General features: G+C 34.6%; 15 protein-coding genes. 7 read left to right on the forward strand and 8 right to left on the reverse strand.

The features are described 5' to 3' along the window. The first annotated feature begins 258 nt into the window (after positions 1 to 258). A complete protein-coding gene (locus tag J2X31_RS10035) occupies positions 259 to 498 on the forward strand; it encodes a hypothetical protein (protein WP_310026473.1) in 240 nt (79 codons plus the stop codon). A gap of 455 nt (positions 499 to 953) precedes the next feature. On the opposite strand, the gene J2X31_RS10040 is transcribed toward J2X31_RS10035, so the two are convergent. The 5 genes from J2X31_RS10040 to J2X31_RS10060 all read right to left on the reverse strand — a co-directional run bounded on the left by J2X31_RS10040 (position 954) and on the right by J2X31_RS10060 (position 6,819). Beyond that, on the reverse strand, positions 954 to 2,426 hold the full coding sequence (locus J2X31_RS10040; RefSeq protein ID WP_310026474.1) for a lipopolysaccharide biosynthesis protein: 1,473 nt from the start codon (positions 2,424 to 2,426) through the stop codon (positions 954 to 956). 8 nt (positions 2,427 to 2,434) lie between these two features. Beyond that, the gene (locus tag J2X31_RS10045) at positions 2,435 to 3,727 is read right to left on the reverse strand and encodes a glycosyltransferase family 4 protein (RefSeq protein ID WP_310026475.1); all 1,293 of its coding nucleotides are present in this window, start codon (positions 3,725 to 3,727) and stop codon (positions 2,435 to 2,437) included. A 79-nt stretch (positions 3,728 to 3,806) separates the two neighbouring features. Further along, a complete protein-coding gene (locus tag J2X31_RS10050) occupies positions 3,807 to 3,968 on the reverse strand; it encodes a hypothetical protein (protein ID WP_310026476.1) in 162 nt (53 codons plus the stop codon). Between the two features lie 44 nt (positions 3,969 to 4,012). After that, positions 4,013 to 6,457, reverse strand: a complete 2,445-nt coding sequence (locus J2X31_RS10055) for a YfhO family protein (RefSeq protein WP_310026477.1) — start codon at positions 6,455 to 6,457, stop codon at positions 4,013 to 4,015. Positions 6,458 to 6,534: 77 nt separating this feature from the next. Then, positions 6,535 to 6,819: a DUF4834 family protein gene (locus tag J2X31_RS10060; protein ID WP_310026478.1), complete on the reverse strand. Its 285-nt coding sequence runs from the start codon at positions 6,817 to 6,819 to the stop codon at positions 6,535 to 6,537. A gap of 125 nt (positions 6,820 to 6,944) precedes the next feature. On the opposite strand from J2X31_RS10060, the gene J2X31_RS10065 reads away from it, so the two are divergent. Further along, positions 6,945 to 7,904 carry a transporter gene (locus tag J2X31_RS10065; RefSeq protein WP_310026479.1) on the forward strand — a complete coding sequence of 320 codons (960 nt, stop codon included), beginning with the start codon at positions 6,945 to 6,947 and terminating at the stop codon, positions 7,902 to 7,904. Then, positions 7,904 to 9,022, forward strand: coding sequence for a GTP cyclohydrolase (locus tag J2X31_RS10070; protein ID WP_310026480.1), 1,119 nt, complete (start codon positions 7,904 to 7,906; stop codon positions 9,020 to 9,022). The genes J2X31_RS10065 and J2X31_RS10070 overlap by 1 nt, the downstream gene beginning before the upstream one ends. Positions 9,023 to 9,319: 297 nt before the next feature. Here J2X31_RS10070 and J2X31_RS10075 read toward each other — a convergent pair whose 3' ends face one another. The 3 genes from J2X31_RS10075 to J2X31_RS10085 all read right to left on the reverse strand — a co-directional run bounded on the left by J2X31_RS10075 (position 9,320) and on the right by J2X31_RS10085 (position 12,611). After that, entirely contained in the window at positions 9,320 to 9,727 is a 408-nt protein-coding gene (locus J2X31_RS10075) for a hypothetical protein (protein ID WP_310026481.1), read from the reverse strand. 27 nt (positions 9,728 to 9,754) lie between these two features. Beyond that, positions 9,755 to 10,540, reverse strand: a complete 786-nt coding sequence (locus tag J2X31_RS10080; RefSeq protein WP_310026482.1) for a hypothetical protein — start codon at positions 10,538 to 10,540, stop codon at positions 9,755 to 9,757. A gap of 535 nt (positions 10,541 to 11,075) precedes the next feature. After that, the gene (locus J2X31_RS10085) at positions 11,076 to 12,611 is read right to left on the reverse strand and encodes a YifB family Mg chelatase-like AAA ATPase (RefSeq protein WP_310026485.1); all 1,536 of its coding nucleotides are present in this window, start codon (positions 12,609 to 12,611) and stop codon (positions 11,076 to 11,078) included. Between the two features lie 150 nt (positions 12,612 to 12,761). Here J2X31_RS10085 and J2X31_RS10090 point away from each other — a divergent pair, with 150 nt between their 5' ends. The 4 genes from J2X31_RS10090 (at position 12,762) to J2X31_RS10105 (ending at position 16,545) form a co-directional block, all read left to right on the forward strand. After that, positions 12,762 to 13,961 (forward strand): NAD(P)/FAD-dependent oxidoreductase, encoded by a 1,200-nt coding sequence (locus J2X31_RS10090; RefSeq protein WP_310026486.1) that lies wholly within the window; start codon positions 12,762 to 12,764, stop codon positions 13,959 to 13,961. 30 nt (positions 13,962 to 13,991) lie between these two features. Next, a complete protein-coding gene (locus J2X31_RS10095) occupies positions 13,992 to 14,369 on the forward strand; it encodes a PH domain-containing protein (protein ID WP_310026487.1) in 378 nt (125 codons plus the stop codon). 75 nt (positions 14,370 to 14,444) lie between these two features. Then, positions 14,445 to 15,803 carry a CoA-disulfide reductase gene (locus J2X31_RS10100; protein WP_310026488.1) on the forward strand — a complete coding sequence of 453 codons (1,359 nt, stop codon included), beginning with the start codon at positions 14,445 to 14,447 and terminating at the stop codon, positions 15,801 to 15,803. A 52-nt stretch (positions 15,804 to 15,855) separates the two neighbouring features. After that, entirely contained in the window at positions 15,856 to 16,545 is a 690-nt protein-coding gene (locus J2X31_RS10105; RefSeq protein WP_310026489.1) for a hypothetical protein, read from the forward strand. Positions 16,546 to 16,605: the final 60 nt, after the last annotated feature.

Consider the following 16,605-nt stretch of genomic DNA (forward strand, 5'->3'; position numbering starts at 1 on the left):
TTGCTTATAATTTTCTGCCGAAAAAACCTTCTTTAAAATACGAAACAATTAAAACTAACCAATTAGCGGTCTTTTATTAATCGAGTTCAGGTTATTAGAAGAATAAAAACTTGGCAACCTTACCACCGATACCCGTCCGCTCGGATATCCACAACAGTTAGAGCAGATTTTCAATCTATTGCTACTAAACAAATTAAAACTGCAAGCTTAAACCTTTAAAAATATAATTGTACTTTTGATATATAAAAATAATACGTTATGGATATCGAATTGAACCTACAAAACACAAAGCTTGAATTAATTCAATGGCTTTCTACACTGGATGATGCTAGCATTCTTGAAAAAATAATGGATTTAAGGAAACGCGAAGCTAAAGATTGGTGGAACTCTATTTCTGAATTGGAAAAGCAATCCATAGAACAAGGAATAAAAGAGGCAGATGCAGGAAAACTAACTCCACATTCAAATGCTAGAAAGCTATATGAAAAGTGGCTGTAGAATCAGATCGAAATAGTATCATTTTTCTCGAATCGGCAAAATCCTAAAAAGCGAAAATTTAAGTAACTAAAAAACATTTTAGTTTAGACACAAACAACTCAAAACTGCAAGCCTAAAACCTTGCAGTTTTTTTATTTTGAAAATACCCTTGTACTCTGCTACCGCGAACTTAATGACATTAAGTTCGCGGTAGCAGAGGATTTGCATCAAACTGTTTTTCATATTACTATGAGTAATGCATTTTTAAGACACGTAAAATCAATATTTACAAAGAACAAATCGATATTTACAACGAACAAATGAACATTTACAATGGACAAATCGATATATACAAAGACCAAATGAACATTTACAAGTGACAATACAGAAGTACTGATTTAAAATAATCCGCGGAAAATCCGTAGAATCCGTGGCAAAAAAAAAGCCGGATAATTCCAGCCCAAAATCTTTCAATCTTACAATCTTACAATCCGAAGCTTCGACATCACCAAATTCAAAACATAATTAATATCCGAAGAAATCTTAAAGATATAATTCAGAAACAAATATAATACTGTCAACAAAGTCGATTTCAGCAGGATATTCACAACAGGGTGAAAAGGAAATTCCCAAAAGTAAAACAGCAAAAAACAGCTTGAGATGATGACCAACGAAGTGATGGTCTTTTTCGTAAACGGAAACAGCTTCATCTTGAACACCACAAACATCAACTTCGAAAGGCTGTAAAACGCAATCGAAATCAGCGTGGCTATCGCGGCACCTTCGATCCCGAAGTTGGGAATAAAATAGCGGTTCAACCCTACCACCATCACCAGCAACATCAACCCAAGGAACAAAACCGTGCGGTAATATTTTGAATTGAAGATGATGGAATTGTTGTTCCCTAACATCAAATCGAAGAATTTAGAAATGGAAATGATAAAAACCACCGTGATTCCTCCGCTATATTGTTGGGGCAACAGCAGATACAGCTCATTGATGTTCACAAAAATGCCCAACATGATCCATCCGCCAATCACCTGAAGCGTGATGGAAGTTTTTTTGTATAATTTATTAAGTTCGTCGTGTTTCTTTCGAGCCATCAAATCGGTCGTAATCGGATGCACAATCTGATGCATCGCTCTCATGGGTACCGAAACTGTCAGGGCAATATAAATCGCCACCGAATAATAGGCATTCTCCTTGATAGCGATATATTGACCAATCATAAACTTGTCGATTTCCAACAGCATCACGGCAATTCCGGCTGAAAAAATGATAAAACTGGAATAAATAAGTACGTCCTTCTTTTTTTCTGGAAACCTCAAATGAAAGGCCGGTCTTCTGACTTTAAAGGCTGAAATAGCCATTAAAACCATCAGTATAAAATAAATCAACACCAGACAGTACACAAATTCAATTGGCGTTATCCATTTAAAATAAACCGCAAAAAGAAAGATGGAAATCAGGATTCGCAACAGCACTTCCTTGATGAAATTCCCGTAAACGGACTTCATGTGTACTTTTACCCACGCATAAAAAATCTCGAAATAGGCCATAAACAAACCTATGAGCGGAATCATCCAGGCATATGTGTAAATGATGGGGTTTTCTTGAGAAATTAACGATGCAAGCTGGTCATAGAAAAGATATGAAAGTATAAAAACCGGAACGGCAACAAGCAAAGGCAACACCAAAGTCAGGTTCAAAAAGCGTGATTTATCGTCTTCCGATTCGTGTTCGGCATAGAATTTTATCAACGTATTCTGGATTCCAAACGCCAACAAAGGCATGATCATATTGGAAGTGGCCAGCAAAAAAGAAGTCAATCCGTAATAATCTTCCCCCAAGAAATTGGTGTACATATAAAGCGTATTGATCGCGCCAATCCCAAACCCCAAAAAGGTGATGATGGTATTTCGGATGGATTGCTTTATGACGATGCCCATTGGAGATTTTAGATTTTAGATTTTAGATTTAGGATTGAGGCCAACTTCTCTGTTAGTTTTTTACGGCTGTATTGTTGCAATCCGATGGCGTTTGCTTTTAAATTTCCTTGTTGATATTCTGTGTAATAATTTAGGATTGTATTTTTCAGTTTTTCTATTTCATCGTATTGATGAAAAACACCTGTGTTGGTATTCTTGATAATTTCTGCAAAATCAGAACCTTCGGGACCTACTGCAATTATGGGTCTTTCGGAAACCATATACTCGAATAATTTCCCTGGAATGATACTTTTGGTATCTTCAGAATCAATTTCAATCAGCAATAAAACCTGCGATTTACGTTGATGTGCGACTGCTTCCTTATGAGAAACATAACCAAGATTATTCACATAATCATTCAACCTAAATTCAGCAATTGTGTCTAAAACTTCCTGACTCACGGCTCCAATCAATTTCAATTGGAAATCAGCTTTGAATGAAGGATTTTCCTTGATGAGTTCCTTCAGGCATTTCCATAAAATCCTTGGATTTCTTTCGGATAAAAAAGAACCGATATGGGCTACTGTGAATTTTTCATCTAACGGTTGCTTTTCTACTTTTTCAACATCAAATCCGTTTGTGATGACTTTGATTGGTTTTGTGGTTAAGGCTTGGAATTCGGTCTTTGTGGTTTCGCTTGTTACCAAGACAATATCAGCCGTATTCAAAACCTGAGATTCTAACTCTTTATGCTTTTTCGAAGCTGAATCAGATAGCTTCAAAGCCTTATGATAACCAATGGTTGTCCATGGGTCACGGAAATCTGCCATCCAGTTTACATTTAATCTTTTCTTTAGTTCCAAACCTATAAGATGCAGACTATGAGGTGGTCCTGTCGTAATAATGGTTTCAATATTGTTTTCGGAAATATACTTTTCTAAAAACTTTACCGAAGGTTTCACCCATAAAACTCTTGCATCAGGAATAAAAATATTTCCCCTAACCCAAAGGAGCATTTTCTGAATAAACGATTGCTTTTTCTGATTCGGAATGATTCCCGAACTTATTTTTTTGGTATTCTTTTTTGAGAAAACAGAAGCAAAACCATAAGGCTCTACAATCTTCTTTTTGATGATGATGGCCTTATCGGAAACTTCATCCATCAAGCCTTCATCAACAATCGGATACGTAGGATTTTCTGGAACATACACAATCGGCTGGATGTCAAAATCAGGGAGATACTTCACAAACTTCAACCATCGCTGAACACCCGGACCTCCTGCAGGTGGCCAATAATAAGCTATGATGAGGACTTTTTTCAAGATGGGTTATAGGTTGTGGGTTTGTGGTTCAGATGAAACATCTTGACATTAACTCCAGAAATTTATAATTTGATAAGTATCACTTTCCATTGGTAATTCTTGGAGCATTTTTCAAAAGATATGAAATTTCAATTATGGCCATCAATTTTTCAAAACGTTGTTGAGGAGACATTTTTCTAATCTCTTCTATATAACGAGCTTGCATTTTGGAGGGATGATCATGATTTAATTTAGCTTTCATAATTCTCATAAATTATAATCAAATTTACAGAAAAAATTTTCCTTTTAGGCGTTAGCTTTTTTCTTTTTGCTTTCAAAATAAATCCCGCCAAGCAAAAACAAAAGCATTCCAATTGAACTGAACAAAGCAATTGTACTTCCTGTTTTTATTACTTGAGGTTCAAACTTGAATTCAATAGTATGTTTTCCAGCTGGAATTTCCATTCCTCTCAAGGTATAGTTCACTCTGAAATGTGTAGCTTCTTTCCCGTCAATCGTAACGTTCCATCCTTTTGGGTAATAGATTTCAGAGAAAACCGCTAGACCTTTATTGGCATTATTCGAAGTGTATTTCAAATAATTCGGTTTGTATTTATTTAAGACAATCGTTGCTGTACTGTCTTTTTGATACGTAGTAACATTGCTTACTTTGAACTCTTTATTGTTGATTACCACTTGGTTTTTACTGTCGATACTGTCCAAAGCTTTCATTTCTTCATCTGGAGAATTTACGAATTTCACTTCCTCCACAAACCAAGCATTTCCATTTGCATCTGGATTTATGGCTGGGAACTCCTGCCCTTTTTCATCCACTTGGATTACATATTTTGTATTGAGCATGTTCAAGACCTCCAAATTATTCTTATCGATTTGATAAGCAAAAAGCTGGTCCATTCTTCTTGGTCGAACCGCACTGTAACCCGACAATGATTTATGGAAATAGGAAGTTCGGGCTTGCAATCTTCCATTGATTTCATACACTCTATAATGGGATGTGTCTTGCAGAATGTGCATATCCGAAGGTGTCGCCTGGAAAGGTTCTTTCACTTCTCTTGCACTTACAAATCCGGTGGAATCAACATATTTTTTATCAATCAAAACCAAATCGCCAACCATGAAAACTCCCACTAAAACTACTGCGAGTGTATTGGACAACCTCTCTTTCATATACAACCACAAAAGTCCAAAAGCCACAACAATCAAGAATCCAGAACGAAGCAAATCGGCAGAATACAGGTCTTTTCTATCGGCTTTCAAGGCATCCATAAATTCATCTGCAAAAGTTGGATCGCCCATTTGACTGAACATCTCGAACAATCTTGCATCAATTGGTCCTGAAAAATCAAATAATCCTTTTGCCAAAAATAACAGAACAATCAATCCTAAAGCCACGGCTCCGGTCAATTTCAAAGATTTCCATTGTGTGTCTTTATCCGATTTGAAAAAGCTTTGCAATCCCATAATTGCCAAGACTGGAAAACACAATTCCAATATCACTTGAATAGACGAAACTGCCCTGAATTTGTCATACATCGGAACATTATCGATAAAGAAATTCGTCAAAAACGGGAAGTTTTTCCCCCAAGAAAGCATCAAAGTAAAAATCGCTCCTGCAAGAAAAGCGTATTTTATTTTTCGCTTGTCATTGAATAAGGCTAGGATTGCCAAGAAAAAAACGATTGCTCCAATATAAGCCGGTGCGGCAACAATCGGCTGATCGCCCCAATAGGTTACGCCATAATTTTCAGTAAAATCAATGGCTTCTTCTGGCGAAGCTCCTTTTTTAGAAATAAATTCATAGATATGTGATTGTTTCCCAAGCTTTTCAGAATTAGAACCTCCAAAAAGTCGAGGAGCAACAAGGTTTAAACTTTCTGAAACACCATAACTGTATTCCGTGATGTAGTTATAATCCATTGACGTTTTGGTCTCGTTTTTAGAACCATCCGGATTAAAAGTCAGTTCGCTTTTGCCTCTCATACTGAAATCAGCATACTCGGAAGTTGCCATGAGTCCGGTTGCATTGGCACCAATCGCAAAAATTCCAGCAACGACAAAAGTTCCAAAAGCATATAAAAGTGGTTTGAACTCCTTTGCTTTGATGTATTTATAGATAAAATAGCCCGAAAGGAACAACAGTAAAAACAAAAGATAATAGGTCATTTGAAAGTGATTCGCATTGATTTCCAATGCTGTAGCAATCATCGTTACTAAACCACCTACGATATACCTTTTTCTAAAAACTAAAATCACACCCGCTATAACCATTGGCATATAGGCAATTGCATGTGCTTTTGCATTATGACCAACACCCAGGATAATAATCATATAGGTAGAAAAACCAAACGCCAAGGCTCCAAAGAATGCCTTCAGTGGATCGGTTTTTAAAACCAATAACAAACCATAAAAACCTAGAAAGTATAAGAATAAATAATCCGAAGGCCGAGGCAAAAATCGCAAAGCATCATCCAAGGCTCCAATCCAATCGTTTGGATAATTGGCTCCCATTTGATAGGTTGGCATCCCCCCAAAAGCAGCACCTGTCCAATAGGGTTCGGCATTTTCTTCTGCACGAAAGTCATTTTGCTCTTTTGCCATACCAGTAAATTGTGCAATATCAGACTGATAAATCTGTTTACCTTGAAGTACTGGATAAAAATAAATTAGGGAAATGACAACAAAGCCAAGAATGGCAAATAGATGTGGATAAAACTTGTTCAGGAATTTCATTGATCTGGTTTAAAGTTTAAAAGTTCAAAGTCCAGTGTATGATTAAAACCGTAAACTATAAACTGAACAATGCAAACTTACTCAATTTCTTCATAATCCACATACTCCCCGACTTTTTTGGTTTCGCGAGGTTTTGTAGATTTTGCAGTATCAATAATAATTTCGTCTCTATTAGTATCTTGATACTGGTTTTGTTGCTGATTTTGATGGGAATACTGCTGTTGGAAATTTTGCTCGGCTTTTTGCACCACTTTTTTTACCAGAACAGGCAAAAACAATCTGGCCAAAAATTTAAGAGCATAATATAACAGTATGATTATGCAAGCTGTTTTTATAAAACTAGTAAGATTTGCGGTTTCCATTGAAAAATAAAATTTGTCAAATTTAACAAATCATAACCTTAAAAATAAATTATGAGTCTTAAATAAATAATAAATTATAGTACATTTGGGTTTATATGATGTGCTTCATTCCTAAACAATCAATTATGCTCAAAATCAGACTATCAGCTTTGACCGTTGCTGTTTTTTCATTTGCAACAAGCTATTCCCAACATACAGATGTGATCAATTCTAACCGACCGGGCGAATCGCAATCGGCATTTTCTGTAGGAAAAACGGTTTTTCAAGCCGAAACTGGAATTTACGGAATTACCGAAAAACACAACTTATTGGAAACTAAAACCAATGGTGTCGGATTCGATTTAAACTTGAGATATGGTGCCTTTTTAGAGCAATTGGAATTCAATATCGAATTGCAATATCAGAATGATTCTTTCGAGACCGAATTCAGCAGGCAAACCAGAAGTGCTTTGAAGCAAACTACAATTGGAGCGAAATACTTGGTCTATGATCCCCATAAAAATTATGAAGAAAAAATAAACATCCACAGCTGGAAAGCCAACCACCGTTTTAAATGGCGACAATTTATTCCTGCAGTTGGGGTTTATGCTGGGGCAAATTTGAATTTCGACAGTCCGTTTTCGCATCCTGAAGAACCAAATTTCTCACCAAAAGCGATGATTATCACTCAAAATCAATTTACAGGAGGTTTTGTTTTGGTGATGAATATCATTGCCGATAAGATTGGTACCGACTTTTCCAGTTATGGCTATGTGATTACAATGACTAAAGGATTCAATGAAAAATGGTCGGGATTCCTGGAAAATCAAGGATTCAAGAGCGATTATTATTCTGATTCGATTCTTCGTGGTGGAGCCGCTTATTTGATCAAGGAAAACATTCAGATTGATGCTTCGATAAGTGGAAATTTTAAAGACACACCTTCTATTTTTTATGGAGGAGTTGGACTTTCTTGGCGATTTGACAAAAACTACAAGCCTGTTATGATTAAAAGCGGAAAAGAAAGCAAGGAAGACAAGAAAAAAGAGAAAGAAAAAAACAAAAAACGCAAGGACGAGGTTGAAACTGAAACTGAAAAACCATAATGATTACAATAAAAGAAGCCGTTTCTAAAAAAGAACTATTAGAATATATAAAATTTCCGTTTTCGCTATACAAAAACCATCCTTATTGGGTGCCACCTTTGATAGATGATGAAATGGAAACGTTTGATAAAACCAAAAATCCTGCTTTTCAAAGTGCCGATGCCAAGTTTTACATTGCTTACAAAGATGGTAAAATTGCAGGAAGAATTACCGCAATTATCAACTGGAACGAAGTTAACGATCAAGGAAAACGAAAAGTACGTTTTGGTTGGTGGGACGTGATTGACGATATCGAAGTTACAAAAGCACTGCTCCAAAAAGTTATCGAATTCGGAAAAGAAAATCAGCTTGATCATGTTGAAGGTCCGATGGGATTTTCAAATTTGGATAAGGTTGGCGTTGTAACCGAAGGTTTTGATGAAATGGGATCGATGATAACGTGGTATAATTTTCCTTATTATGCCAAACATTTGGAGCAATTAGGATATGTAAAAGAGAAAGAATACATCGAAAGCAAGTTTCCATTTTCGAATGTAAAGCCTGAATCTTTCTTAAAAGTGAAAGATTTGATTACCAAAAGATATGAACTCACTTCTTTGAATTTTACGAAAACAAAAGACATCATGCCGTATGTCGATAAGATGTTCGACTTGTTTAATGATTCGTATGCAGAATTATCGTCTTTCGTTGCCATAACGGAAGTACAAAAGGAATATTTCAAGAAAAAATACATCAGTTTCATCAATCCGGAATACATCAAATTTGTGGTGGACAAAGACCAAAAATTGGTCGCTTTTAGTATCGTGATGCCTAGTTTTTCCAAAGCATTGCAAAAAGCCAATGGAAAGCTTTTTCCTTTTGGATTGTTCCATTTATTGAATGCCCGAAAAAACAGTAAGGAAGTTTTGTTTTACCTCATTGGTGTTGATCCTTTCTATCAAAGCAAAGGTGTTACGGCTCTGATTTTCAATGAATACTATGAAACGTTCAGGCAAAAAGGTATCACCAACTGCATTCGAACACCCGAATTAGAAGACAATTTGGCGATTCAGAATTTGTGGAAACATTTTGATCCTGTGATTTATAGGAGGAGGAGGACTTATACGGTTGGGATATAAAAAATAAAATGACTAAAATAAAATCAATGGAGATACCAAAATTTCACGAAACATTCAATCCTATTTTGGAAATCTTAAGTAATGAAGAAACCCTTCATACTAGAGAGTTACAAAGATTGGTTATTAGTCGCTATTTTTCTGACTTAACATTTAAGTTTTTCATAGTCTTTTCTGTTCTTGTAAACCGCATAACCAGTATTTCCTAAGATAGCTATAGAAAAATCTTAAATAAAATAATCTAAAGATATAACGAAAAAAGGGGCATTGTTGCCCCTTTCTAATTATGAGATTTAATAATTATTTAATCATTAAGCTCTCCAAATTATTAAAAAATTTAACTGAGTTTCTCTTATTTTTCCCGTAGTCAAATATTTGTAGCGGAAACACACATCTTGATTTGAACCTTACCTTAATTTTTGAATTACTAATTTTATTATAATCAATTTGTATTTTTTCAGAAAAAGAAAGTATAGTTGGCAAAGCAACTGCTGAGTATGTATTACCGTTTTTCTGTACTAATTTAAAATTAGATTTTTCTAAAGTTGGGGTTAAGTTTTCCGTAATTGCCGTTTCATCAGTACTATATTCTCTTTCTTCATCGTAGTGACTAGTAAAATAGAATGTACCATATTTTACAGCCCTAAAAATTAAAATTAGTAATACCACCGAGAAAAAAATTAATAATATCAATTGGAAATTTGTCATAATAGTATTTTTTTTTTATAAATGACATTAAATACAACCACCTTTTTTCTTCGTCATTGCATATATCATAGTAGAATAACCAATTGAACCTAATGGTCCAAACATACATCCAACAGCATCTGCAAAAGCAATTTGATAATACGGGTCACAAGGTCCACGTTGTGCTAATGAATTATAAGCTGAAGGGTTTTTAATAGAATAATCATCCCAAAAAAGAGCAGATTGTCCTAAAACATTTTTAAATTTATCTAATTCTAAAACTTCATCGGTTGTTAAAAGATTATCTCTTCTAAACTCTCTTAACTTATTTAAAACATCTGCCGGACTTTCTGGATTAGCAAGTAATGGTAAAAAGAAAGTCTGTAGTTTTGGAGAATAATATGTTTGAATTGCAGATTCTGTTATACTGTGATAATTATCTTCATTAAAATTATTATTTTGACTATTGAATGTAGTATAAATTCTTTCTTCAAAAAATAATCTTTCCTCTTGAGATAAAGTATTAGGATATCTTAATTCAAATTCAGCAAGAATTTCATTATATACCTCAGTAAAAGTAGGTTCACTTGAAAGACTAAATTTATCTAGATAAATACCTAGAATTTCATTGTGATAGATTCCATAATTTTTAGGGGTAGTCCATGTAACACCTGCTGAGTTTGCAGCATTACTTTTGGAAACTGGGTTAGTAATTTGTTCGGAATTACTTTCAGTAGTTCCATCAAGATTTTGGTCACTTGAACAAGCTATAAAAATTGTTGCCGATAAAAATATTGTAACTAAGCATAATATTGATAATTTAATATTTTTCATATTATTAAAATTTGGGATTAATGAATATATTATAAGTATTAAAATCTGAATAATTAGGTTTGTAAGCATTCAGAATAATTTACCAAACCTTAAAATTATTCTGAAAATACTTGAATACCTTCTGCCTTTTTCTCATAAAATGATGTTTTGACGAATTTAAAAATTATTCTTCTGATTACAAAATAATTGATAAAAAAAATACAAATTTTCTTATATTCTCAATGTTTACGAACATTTAAGATATTATGGATACATTAGAAATAACACATTAATTTTCAAATATTTAATATGATTAAATTCATTTATTAAATAATGTATTGTTATAAGCAACTTCTCACGTTACTTGTTATTGTTTTCTAATGCAAACTTTAATTAATTATTTTTATCAGATAACACAAAAGATTGTTTGACATTAGATAAAATATCATCGTAAATAGCAATATTTAAATTTATTAAACCTTATTTTAACCACCACCTAAAAATAACTCCAACATTCGAAATAGTGTGGTTTGGACTTCGAAAAGGCCGTTGATTCCTACCCCAACCACCCCTCACGATCCAAACTCCTATACTGTATCGCCTCTGCAATATGAGAAGCTTCCACATTTTCTGAAGCTTCCAAATCGGCTATGGTTCTGGAAACTTTTAGGATTCGGTCATAAGCTCTTGCGGAAAGATTTAGTCGTTCCATTGCAGTTTTGAGGAGTTGCTTTGAACCTTCATCCAAGACACAAAATTCCCGAATTTGCTTGGTATTCATTTGGGCATTGTAGTTCACTTTATCCATTTCTTCAAATCTTTTGGACTGAATTTCTCGGGCATTTGTAACACGTTTTCGAATATCCACACTGCTTTCTGCTTTTCGTTCTTCGGATAATTTATCAAACGGAACTGGAGTCACTTCGATATGGATGTCAATTCGGTCCAACAAAGGTCCTGAAATCTTACTCATATAGCGGTTCATTTCATGAGGCGAGGATTTTGAAGGCACATCGGGATCATTAAAAAAACCACTCGGACTTGGGTTCATGCTCGCCACCAACATAAACGAAGATGGATAAGTTACTGTAAATTTCGCTCTAGAAATTGTCACTTCTCGATCTTCCAATGGCTGTCGCATCACTTCCAAAACATCTCTTTTAAATTCGGGTAATTCATCTAAAAATAAAACGCCATTATGTGCCATCGAAATTTCTCCAGGTTGAGGATAACTTCCTCCCCCAACAAGTGCTACATTCGAAATCGTGTGATGTGGACTTCGAAAAGGCCGTTGATTCATCAACCCGACTTCTTTTAATTTTCCGGCAACACTATGAATTTTGGTAGTTTCCAAAGCTTCTCGTAAAGTCATTGGGGGTAAAATACTAGGCAATCTTTTGGCCAGCATCGTTTTTCCAGCTCCTGGAGGTCCAATCAAGATGATATTATGACCACCAGCGGCTGCAATTTCCATACACCTTTTGATGGACTCCTGCCCTTTCACATCGCTAAAATCGAATTCCGGGAAATCTAATGTCTTATAAAATTCAGCTCTTGTATCGAAAATCGTAGGTTCGAGTGTTCCCGTACCTTCAAAAAAATCAATCACTTCTTTCAGGTTTTCAACGCCATACACATCCAAACCCGAAACAATTGCAGCTTCTTTGGCATTTTGTTTTGGCAGAAAAAATCCTTTGAAACCTTCTTCTTTCGCCTTTATGGCAATTGGCAAAGCTCCTTTTATGGGTTGCAAACCACCGTCAAGCGAAAGTTCGCCCATGATGATGTATTTGTCCACTTCATCGGCTTTTATTTGAGCGGAACCAACGAGAATTCCAATCGCCAAAGTCAAATCATAGGCCGATCCTTCTTTTCTTAAATCAGCTGGAGCCATGTTGATGATGATTTTTTTGCCGGGCATGGCAAAACCGTTGTTCTTTAGTGCGGCAGCAATCCTAAAACTGCTTTCCTTGATGGCATTATCGGGAAGTCCGACCAGGTGATAACCAATTCCCTTGTCCATATTCACTTCTACAGTAATTGTTGTAGCTTCTACTCCAAAAACCGCACTTCCAAAAATTTTAACTAGCATGGCTTGTATTGTTTAAATTAATTTTAAAAATAGTAATTTTTCTTTATAAACAACAAAATAATTTTTATTTTTTACCTATCACAATTTTTACTTAAAAACCCTTATTGAAGTAAATATTTGAATTAATTTTAAAATTAAAATACCCTAACAATGAATTTAAAATCTGGATTGCCTTTTTGGCTGATTAAAAACGGATTAGCATCTGAATATAAAACATTGGATGAAAATATTGAAACAGAAGTATTGATAATTGGTTCGGGAATTACAGGAGCTCTTGTCGCTCATTTTTTATGTGAAGAAGGCGTCAAATGTTTAATTGTAGATAAAAGAATGGAATCTACAGGAAGTACAACTGCGAGTTCTGCCCAACTTCAATATGAAATTGATGTTTTCCTTTTTGACTTGATTGAGAAAGTAGGCGAAGAAAATGCTGTAAAAGCCTATGAATTGTGTTTAGAATCGATTTCTACTCTTCAAAAAATCATTAAAAAATTAAAAATAGAAGCCGATTTTGAAATCAAATCAAGCCTCTATCTTGCTTCGGATGCTAAAGGTGTGAAGGATTTGGAAAAAGAATATGAAATCCGAAAAAAGCACAAATTGCCGGTTACTTTTTTAAATCAAAAGCAATTAAAATCAAAATTCAACATCAACAAGAAGGCGGCTTTGTATAACGATGTTTCAGCTCAAGTTGACACCTATAAATTATGCCAAGGAATTTTAAACCATCATAAAAAACATTCAGGATTGGTGGTTTACAGCCATACAGACATCATTAAAATTGAAAATAAAAAGGATTTTATTGAAGCTCATACCGAAAAAAAAAATACCATAAAAGCCAAAAGGATTGTAGCGGCTCCTGGATTTGAATCGGAAAATATATTGGATGAAAAGGTGATGCAATTGAATTCTACTTATGTTTTTGTCAGCAAACCCTTGAAAGACGAAGATTTTTGGAACGAACGTTGCCTGATTTGGGAAACTGCCCGACCTTATATTTATGTCAGAACCACAAATGACAATCGGATCATGGTAGGTGGCTTTGATGAACCTTTTCAAGACCCAAAACGCCGTGACAGGCTGATGGAAAAGAAAAATGATTTGATTTTGAAACGATTCAAGAAACTTTTTCCAGAAAGCAAAATTGAAGTTGACTTTTACTGGTGCGGCACTTTTGGCGAAACAAAGGACGGATTGCCGTTTATTGGCGAACACAAGGATCATCCGAATATGTATTTTGCATTGGGCTATGGTGGTAACGGGATTACTTTCAGCGTTATAGCGGCAGAAATGATCAAGGATATGTATTTAGGAAAAAAGACAGAAAACATCTTTTCTTTCGATAGATAATTATAAATTTACATTCAAAAAAATAAAACAATGGGACTATTTAATGCCATTTTAGGCAATGCTTCAGAGGTTACCAACGAAGATGTTTCAAAGGAATTCGGACCACTTTTAATAGAAGGCGAATCAATAGAAAAAGCTTTCAAATTAATCAAGGACATGTTTGTTTTCACAAATAAAAGATTGATTTTGGTTGAAAAACAATTGGTTGGGACGAAAGTCGATTATTTATCAATCCCTTATTCAAGCATCAAGAAATTTTCGAAAGAAAGTGCTGGAATTTTAGATTTGGATGCCGAATTGAAAATATGGTTGAATCACGACGACCAACCTATCAAGAAACAATTTGGTAAAGGCGGCAACAACATCAATGAAGTCTATCAGATTTTGAGCAGGCATATTTTAAAATAAGAATTTATTATACGATTTAAATACCCAATGCTAAATGTGTTGGGTATTTTTTTTATATTTATAGAAATGAGATTTATGATGAACAAACCCAAATTGGTTATTATCGGTGGAGATGCAGCAGGAATGTCGGCGGCTTCAAAAGTACGAAGAGAAAATTCAGATTATGAAATCGTTGTCTTTGAGAAATCAGGCTTTACCTCCTATTCTGCTTGTGGTATTCCCTATTTTATTTCTGGGAAAGTCGGCACTTATGAAGAATTGATTGTTCGATCTCCTGAGGAATTTATCCAGAAATATAAAATTGACGTCAGGGTTTTTCATGAAGTAATTGAGGTTGACACAAAAAACAATCAAGTTTTAGTCCGGAATTTAAACGATAAGACACAGTTTTGGGAAACTTATGACCAATTATTGATTGCAACTGGAGGAAAATCCTTTTGTCCTGAAGTTGAAAACCGAGAAGCAGAAGGAATTTTTGGTGTTCAAAGTCTGAAAGGTGGCATAAAACTGGATACTTTTATCAAAAAAAACAAACCAAAAACAGCTGTAATTGTTGGAGGAGGCTATATCGGTCTTGAAATGGCGGAAGCTTTAATCATAAAAGGATTGAAAGTCACCTTGATTAATAGAGAACCCGAAATCATGAATACTCTGGATCCTGATATGGGAAAAATCGTCAATACGGTCATGACTAGTTTGGGTGTGAAGATTTATGTTAATGAAGAACTCAACCATTTTGAAGCAAAGGAAAATCGAGTGACAGCTGTTGTTACGAACAAAAAAACCATCAAAACCGATTTGGTTATTTTAGGAATGGGAACTAGTCCGAACACTGCTTTTCTACATAATTCAAAAATAAATCTGACAGAAAAAGGAGCAATAAAAGTGAATCGTGAACAAAGAACAAATGTCAAGAATGTTTGGGCTGCAGGTGATTGTGCCATGACGTATAATTTAGTGAGTAAAAAACCTTTTTATATCGCTTTGGGAACGGTTGCCAATAAAACAGGATTGGTTGCCGGAACCAATATTTCAGGTCAAAAAGCTCGATTTCCAGGAGTAGTTGCAACAGCAGTTTGCAAGATTTGTGTCTATGAAGTTGCAAGAACTGGTTTGCTCGAAAAAGAGCTTCTAGCTTTGAAAATGGAATACATTCAAACGATTATCAAGACCAAATCGAGGGCCCATTATTATCCCGATGCCAAAGATATTTATGTAAAATTATTGGCCGAAAAAGGAACCGGGAAACTATTGGGCGGTCAAATAATTGGAGAAGAAGGTGCTGCCAAAAGGATAGATGTTTTGGCGACGGCCTTGACTAACAAGCTAACATTGCAAAACATCATTGATCTGGACTTGTCCTATGCTCCACCGTTTTCTCCCGTTTGGGATCCTGTTCAAACTGCTGCAAGAAAATTGATAAATGAAGTATAGAAATATTTTCTAAAATTCAGTTATATTTGGTTTTAATTCCAAAAAATAGTCTATGAAAAATATATTTTATATTGTTATTTTATTGTTTTACTTGAACGGTTATGCTCAAAAATATTTTCCAAAGCTTAACAATTTATTTTTACAACAATCTGGGAGCGAATCGCTATTTTCAGATGATTTGAATTATTTTAGGGAAGGGTTATTAGCAGCAAACAACAAGCTTTTTTATAAAGATCTGCAAACATCAAATAGTCGTAATGCAGCCTTTTATAGCACTAGCCTCATCCCTCGTTTTATTACTGAAGTAAATTTCTTGGAAACAGGAATGCTTTTGAAATTTAATGCCAAAAGTAAAGACGAATTTCCTTCTTTTCCAGTTATTTTTAATGAATTTTTTGATTCTAATGATGGTGGTAAATTTGGACAAGGCACAATTGACATTTTTGATGGTGGAATTTCGCTGGCATTTACAGATAAGCAGATTTCAACATCAAGTAAAAAGCAAAATGACGAAAAACCTGAATTTATCGTTAAAAAAATAAGCTACAAAATAAATAAGGATAAGTTATCCATTGAATTAGATGGAAATTTCAAGACCGACATTAGTATTAAAAAACAAAAATTTGCAAAAGATTTACTTCAAAAACTAAAAATTGAGGTCGTAAAGCAATCCTTTATAGTTTCTTGTATAAATCCAAGCAATAATAAAGATATTCTTATTATTGAATTTAAAAGTAAATAAGAATTTTATGTTTAAAAAAACAAGGTGTGATTTTTATCTCACACCTTGTTTTTTGCCTAT

Source organism: Flavobacterium arsenatis (genome assembly GCF_031456785.1).
Lineage (GTDB): Bacteria > Bacteroidota > Bacteroidia > Flavobacteriales > Flavobacteriaceae > Flavobacterium > Flavobacterium arsenatis.

Excerpts from the sequence above, each read along its gene's own strand:
- J2X31_RS10055 (WP_310026477.1), bottom strand. The coding sequence starts at position 6,457 with ATGAAATTCCTGAACAAGTTTTATCCACATCTATTTGCCATTCTTGGC.
- J2X31_RS10095 (WP_310026487.1), top strand. The coding sequence starts at position 13,992 with ATGGGACTATTTAATGCCATTTTAGGCAATGCTTCAGAGGTTACCAAC.
- J2X31_RS10090 (WP_310026486.1), top strand. The coding sequence starts at position 12,762 with ATGAATTTAAAATCTGGATTGCCTTTTTGGCTGATTAAAAACGGATTA.
- J2X31_RS10100 (WP_310026488.1), top strand. The coding sequence starts at position 14,445 with ATGATGAACAAACCCAAATTGGTTATTATCGGTGGAGATGCAGCAGGA.
- J2X31_RS10080 (WP_310026482.1), bottom strand. The coding sequence starts at position 10,540 with ATGAAAAATATTAAATTATCAATATTATGCTTAGTTACAATATTTTTA.
- J2X31_RS10060 (WP_310026478.1), bottom strand. The coding sequence starts at position 6,819 with ATGGAAACCGCAAATCTTACTAGTTTTATAAAAACAGCTTGCATAATC.
- J2X31_RS10085 (WP_310026485.1), bottom strand. The coding sequence starts at position 12,611 with ATGCTAGTTAAAATTTTTGGAAGTGCGGTTTTTGGAGTAGAAGCTACA.
- J2X31_RS10105 (WP_310026489.1), top strand. The coding sequence starts at position 15,856 with ATGAAAAATATATTTTATATTGTTATTTTATTGTTTTACTTGAACGGT.
- J2X31_RS10075 (WP_310026481.1), bottom strand. The coding sequence starts at position 9,727 with ATGACAAATTTCCAATTGATATTATTAATTTTTTTCTCGGTGGTATTA.
- J2X31_RS10035 (WP_310026473.1), top strand. The coding sequence starts at position 259 with ATGGATATCGAATTGAACCTACAAAACACAAAGCTTGAATTAATTCAA.
- J2X31_RS10065 (WP_310026479.1), top strand. The coding sequence starts at position 6,945 with ATGCTCAAAATCAGACTATCAGCTTTGACCGTTGCTGTTTTTTCATTT.
- J2X31_RS10050 (WP_310026476.1), bottom strand. The coding sequence starts at position 3,968 with ATGAAAGCTAAATTAAATCATGATCATCCCTCCAAAATGCAAGCTCGT.
- J2X31_RS10040 (WP_310026474.1), bottom strand. The coding sequence starts at position 2,426 with ATGGGCATCGTCATAAAGCAATCCATCCGAAATACCATCATCACCTTT.
- J2X31_RS10070 (WP_310026480.1), top strand. The coding sequence starts at position 7,904 with ATGATTACAATAAAAGAAGCCGTTTCTAAAAAAGAACTATTAGAATAT.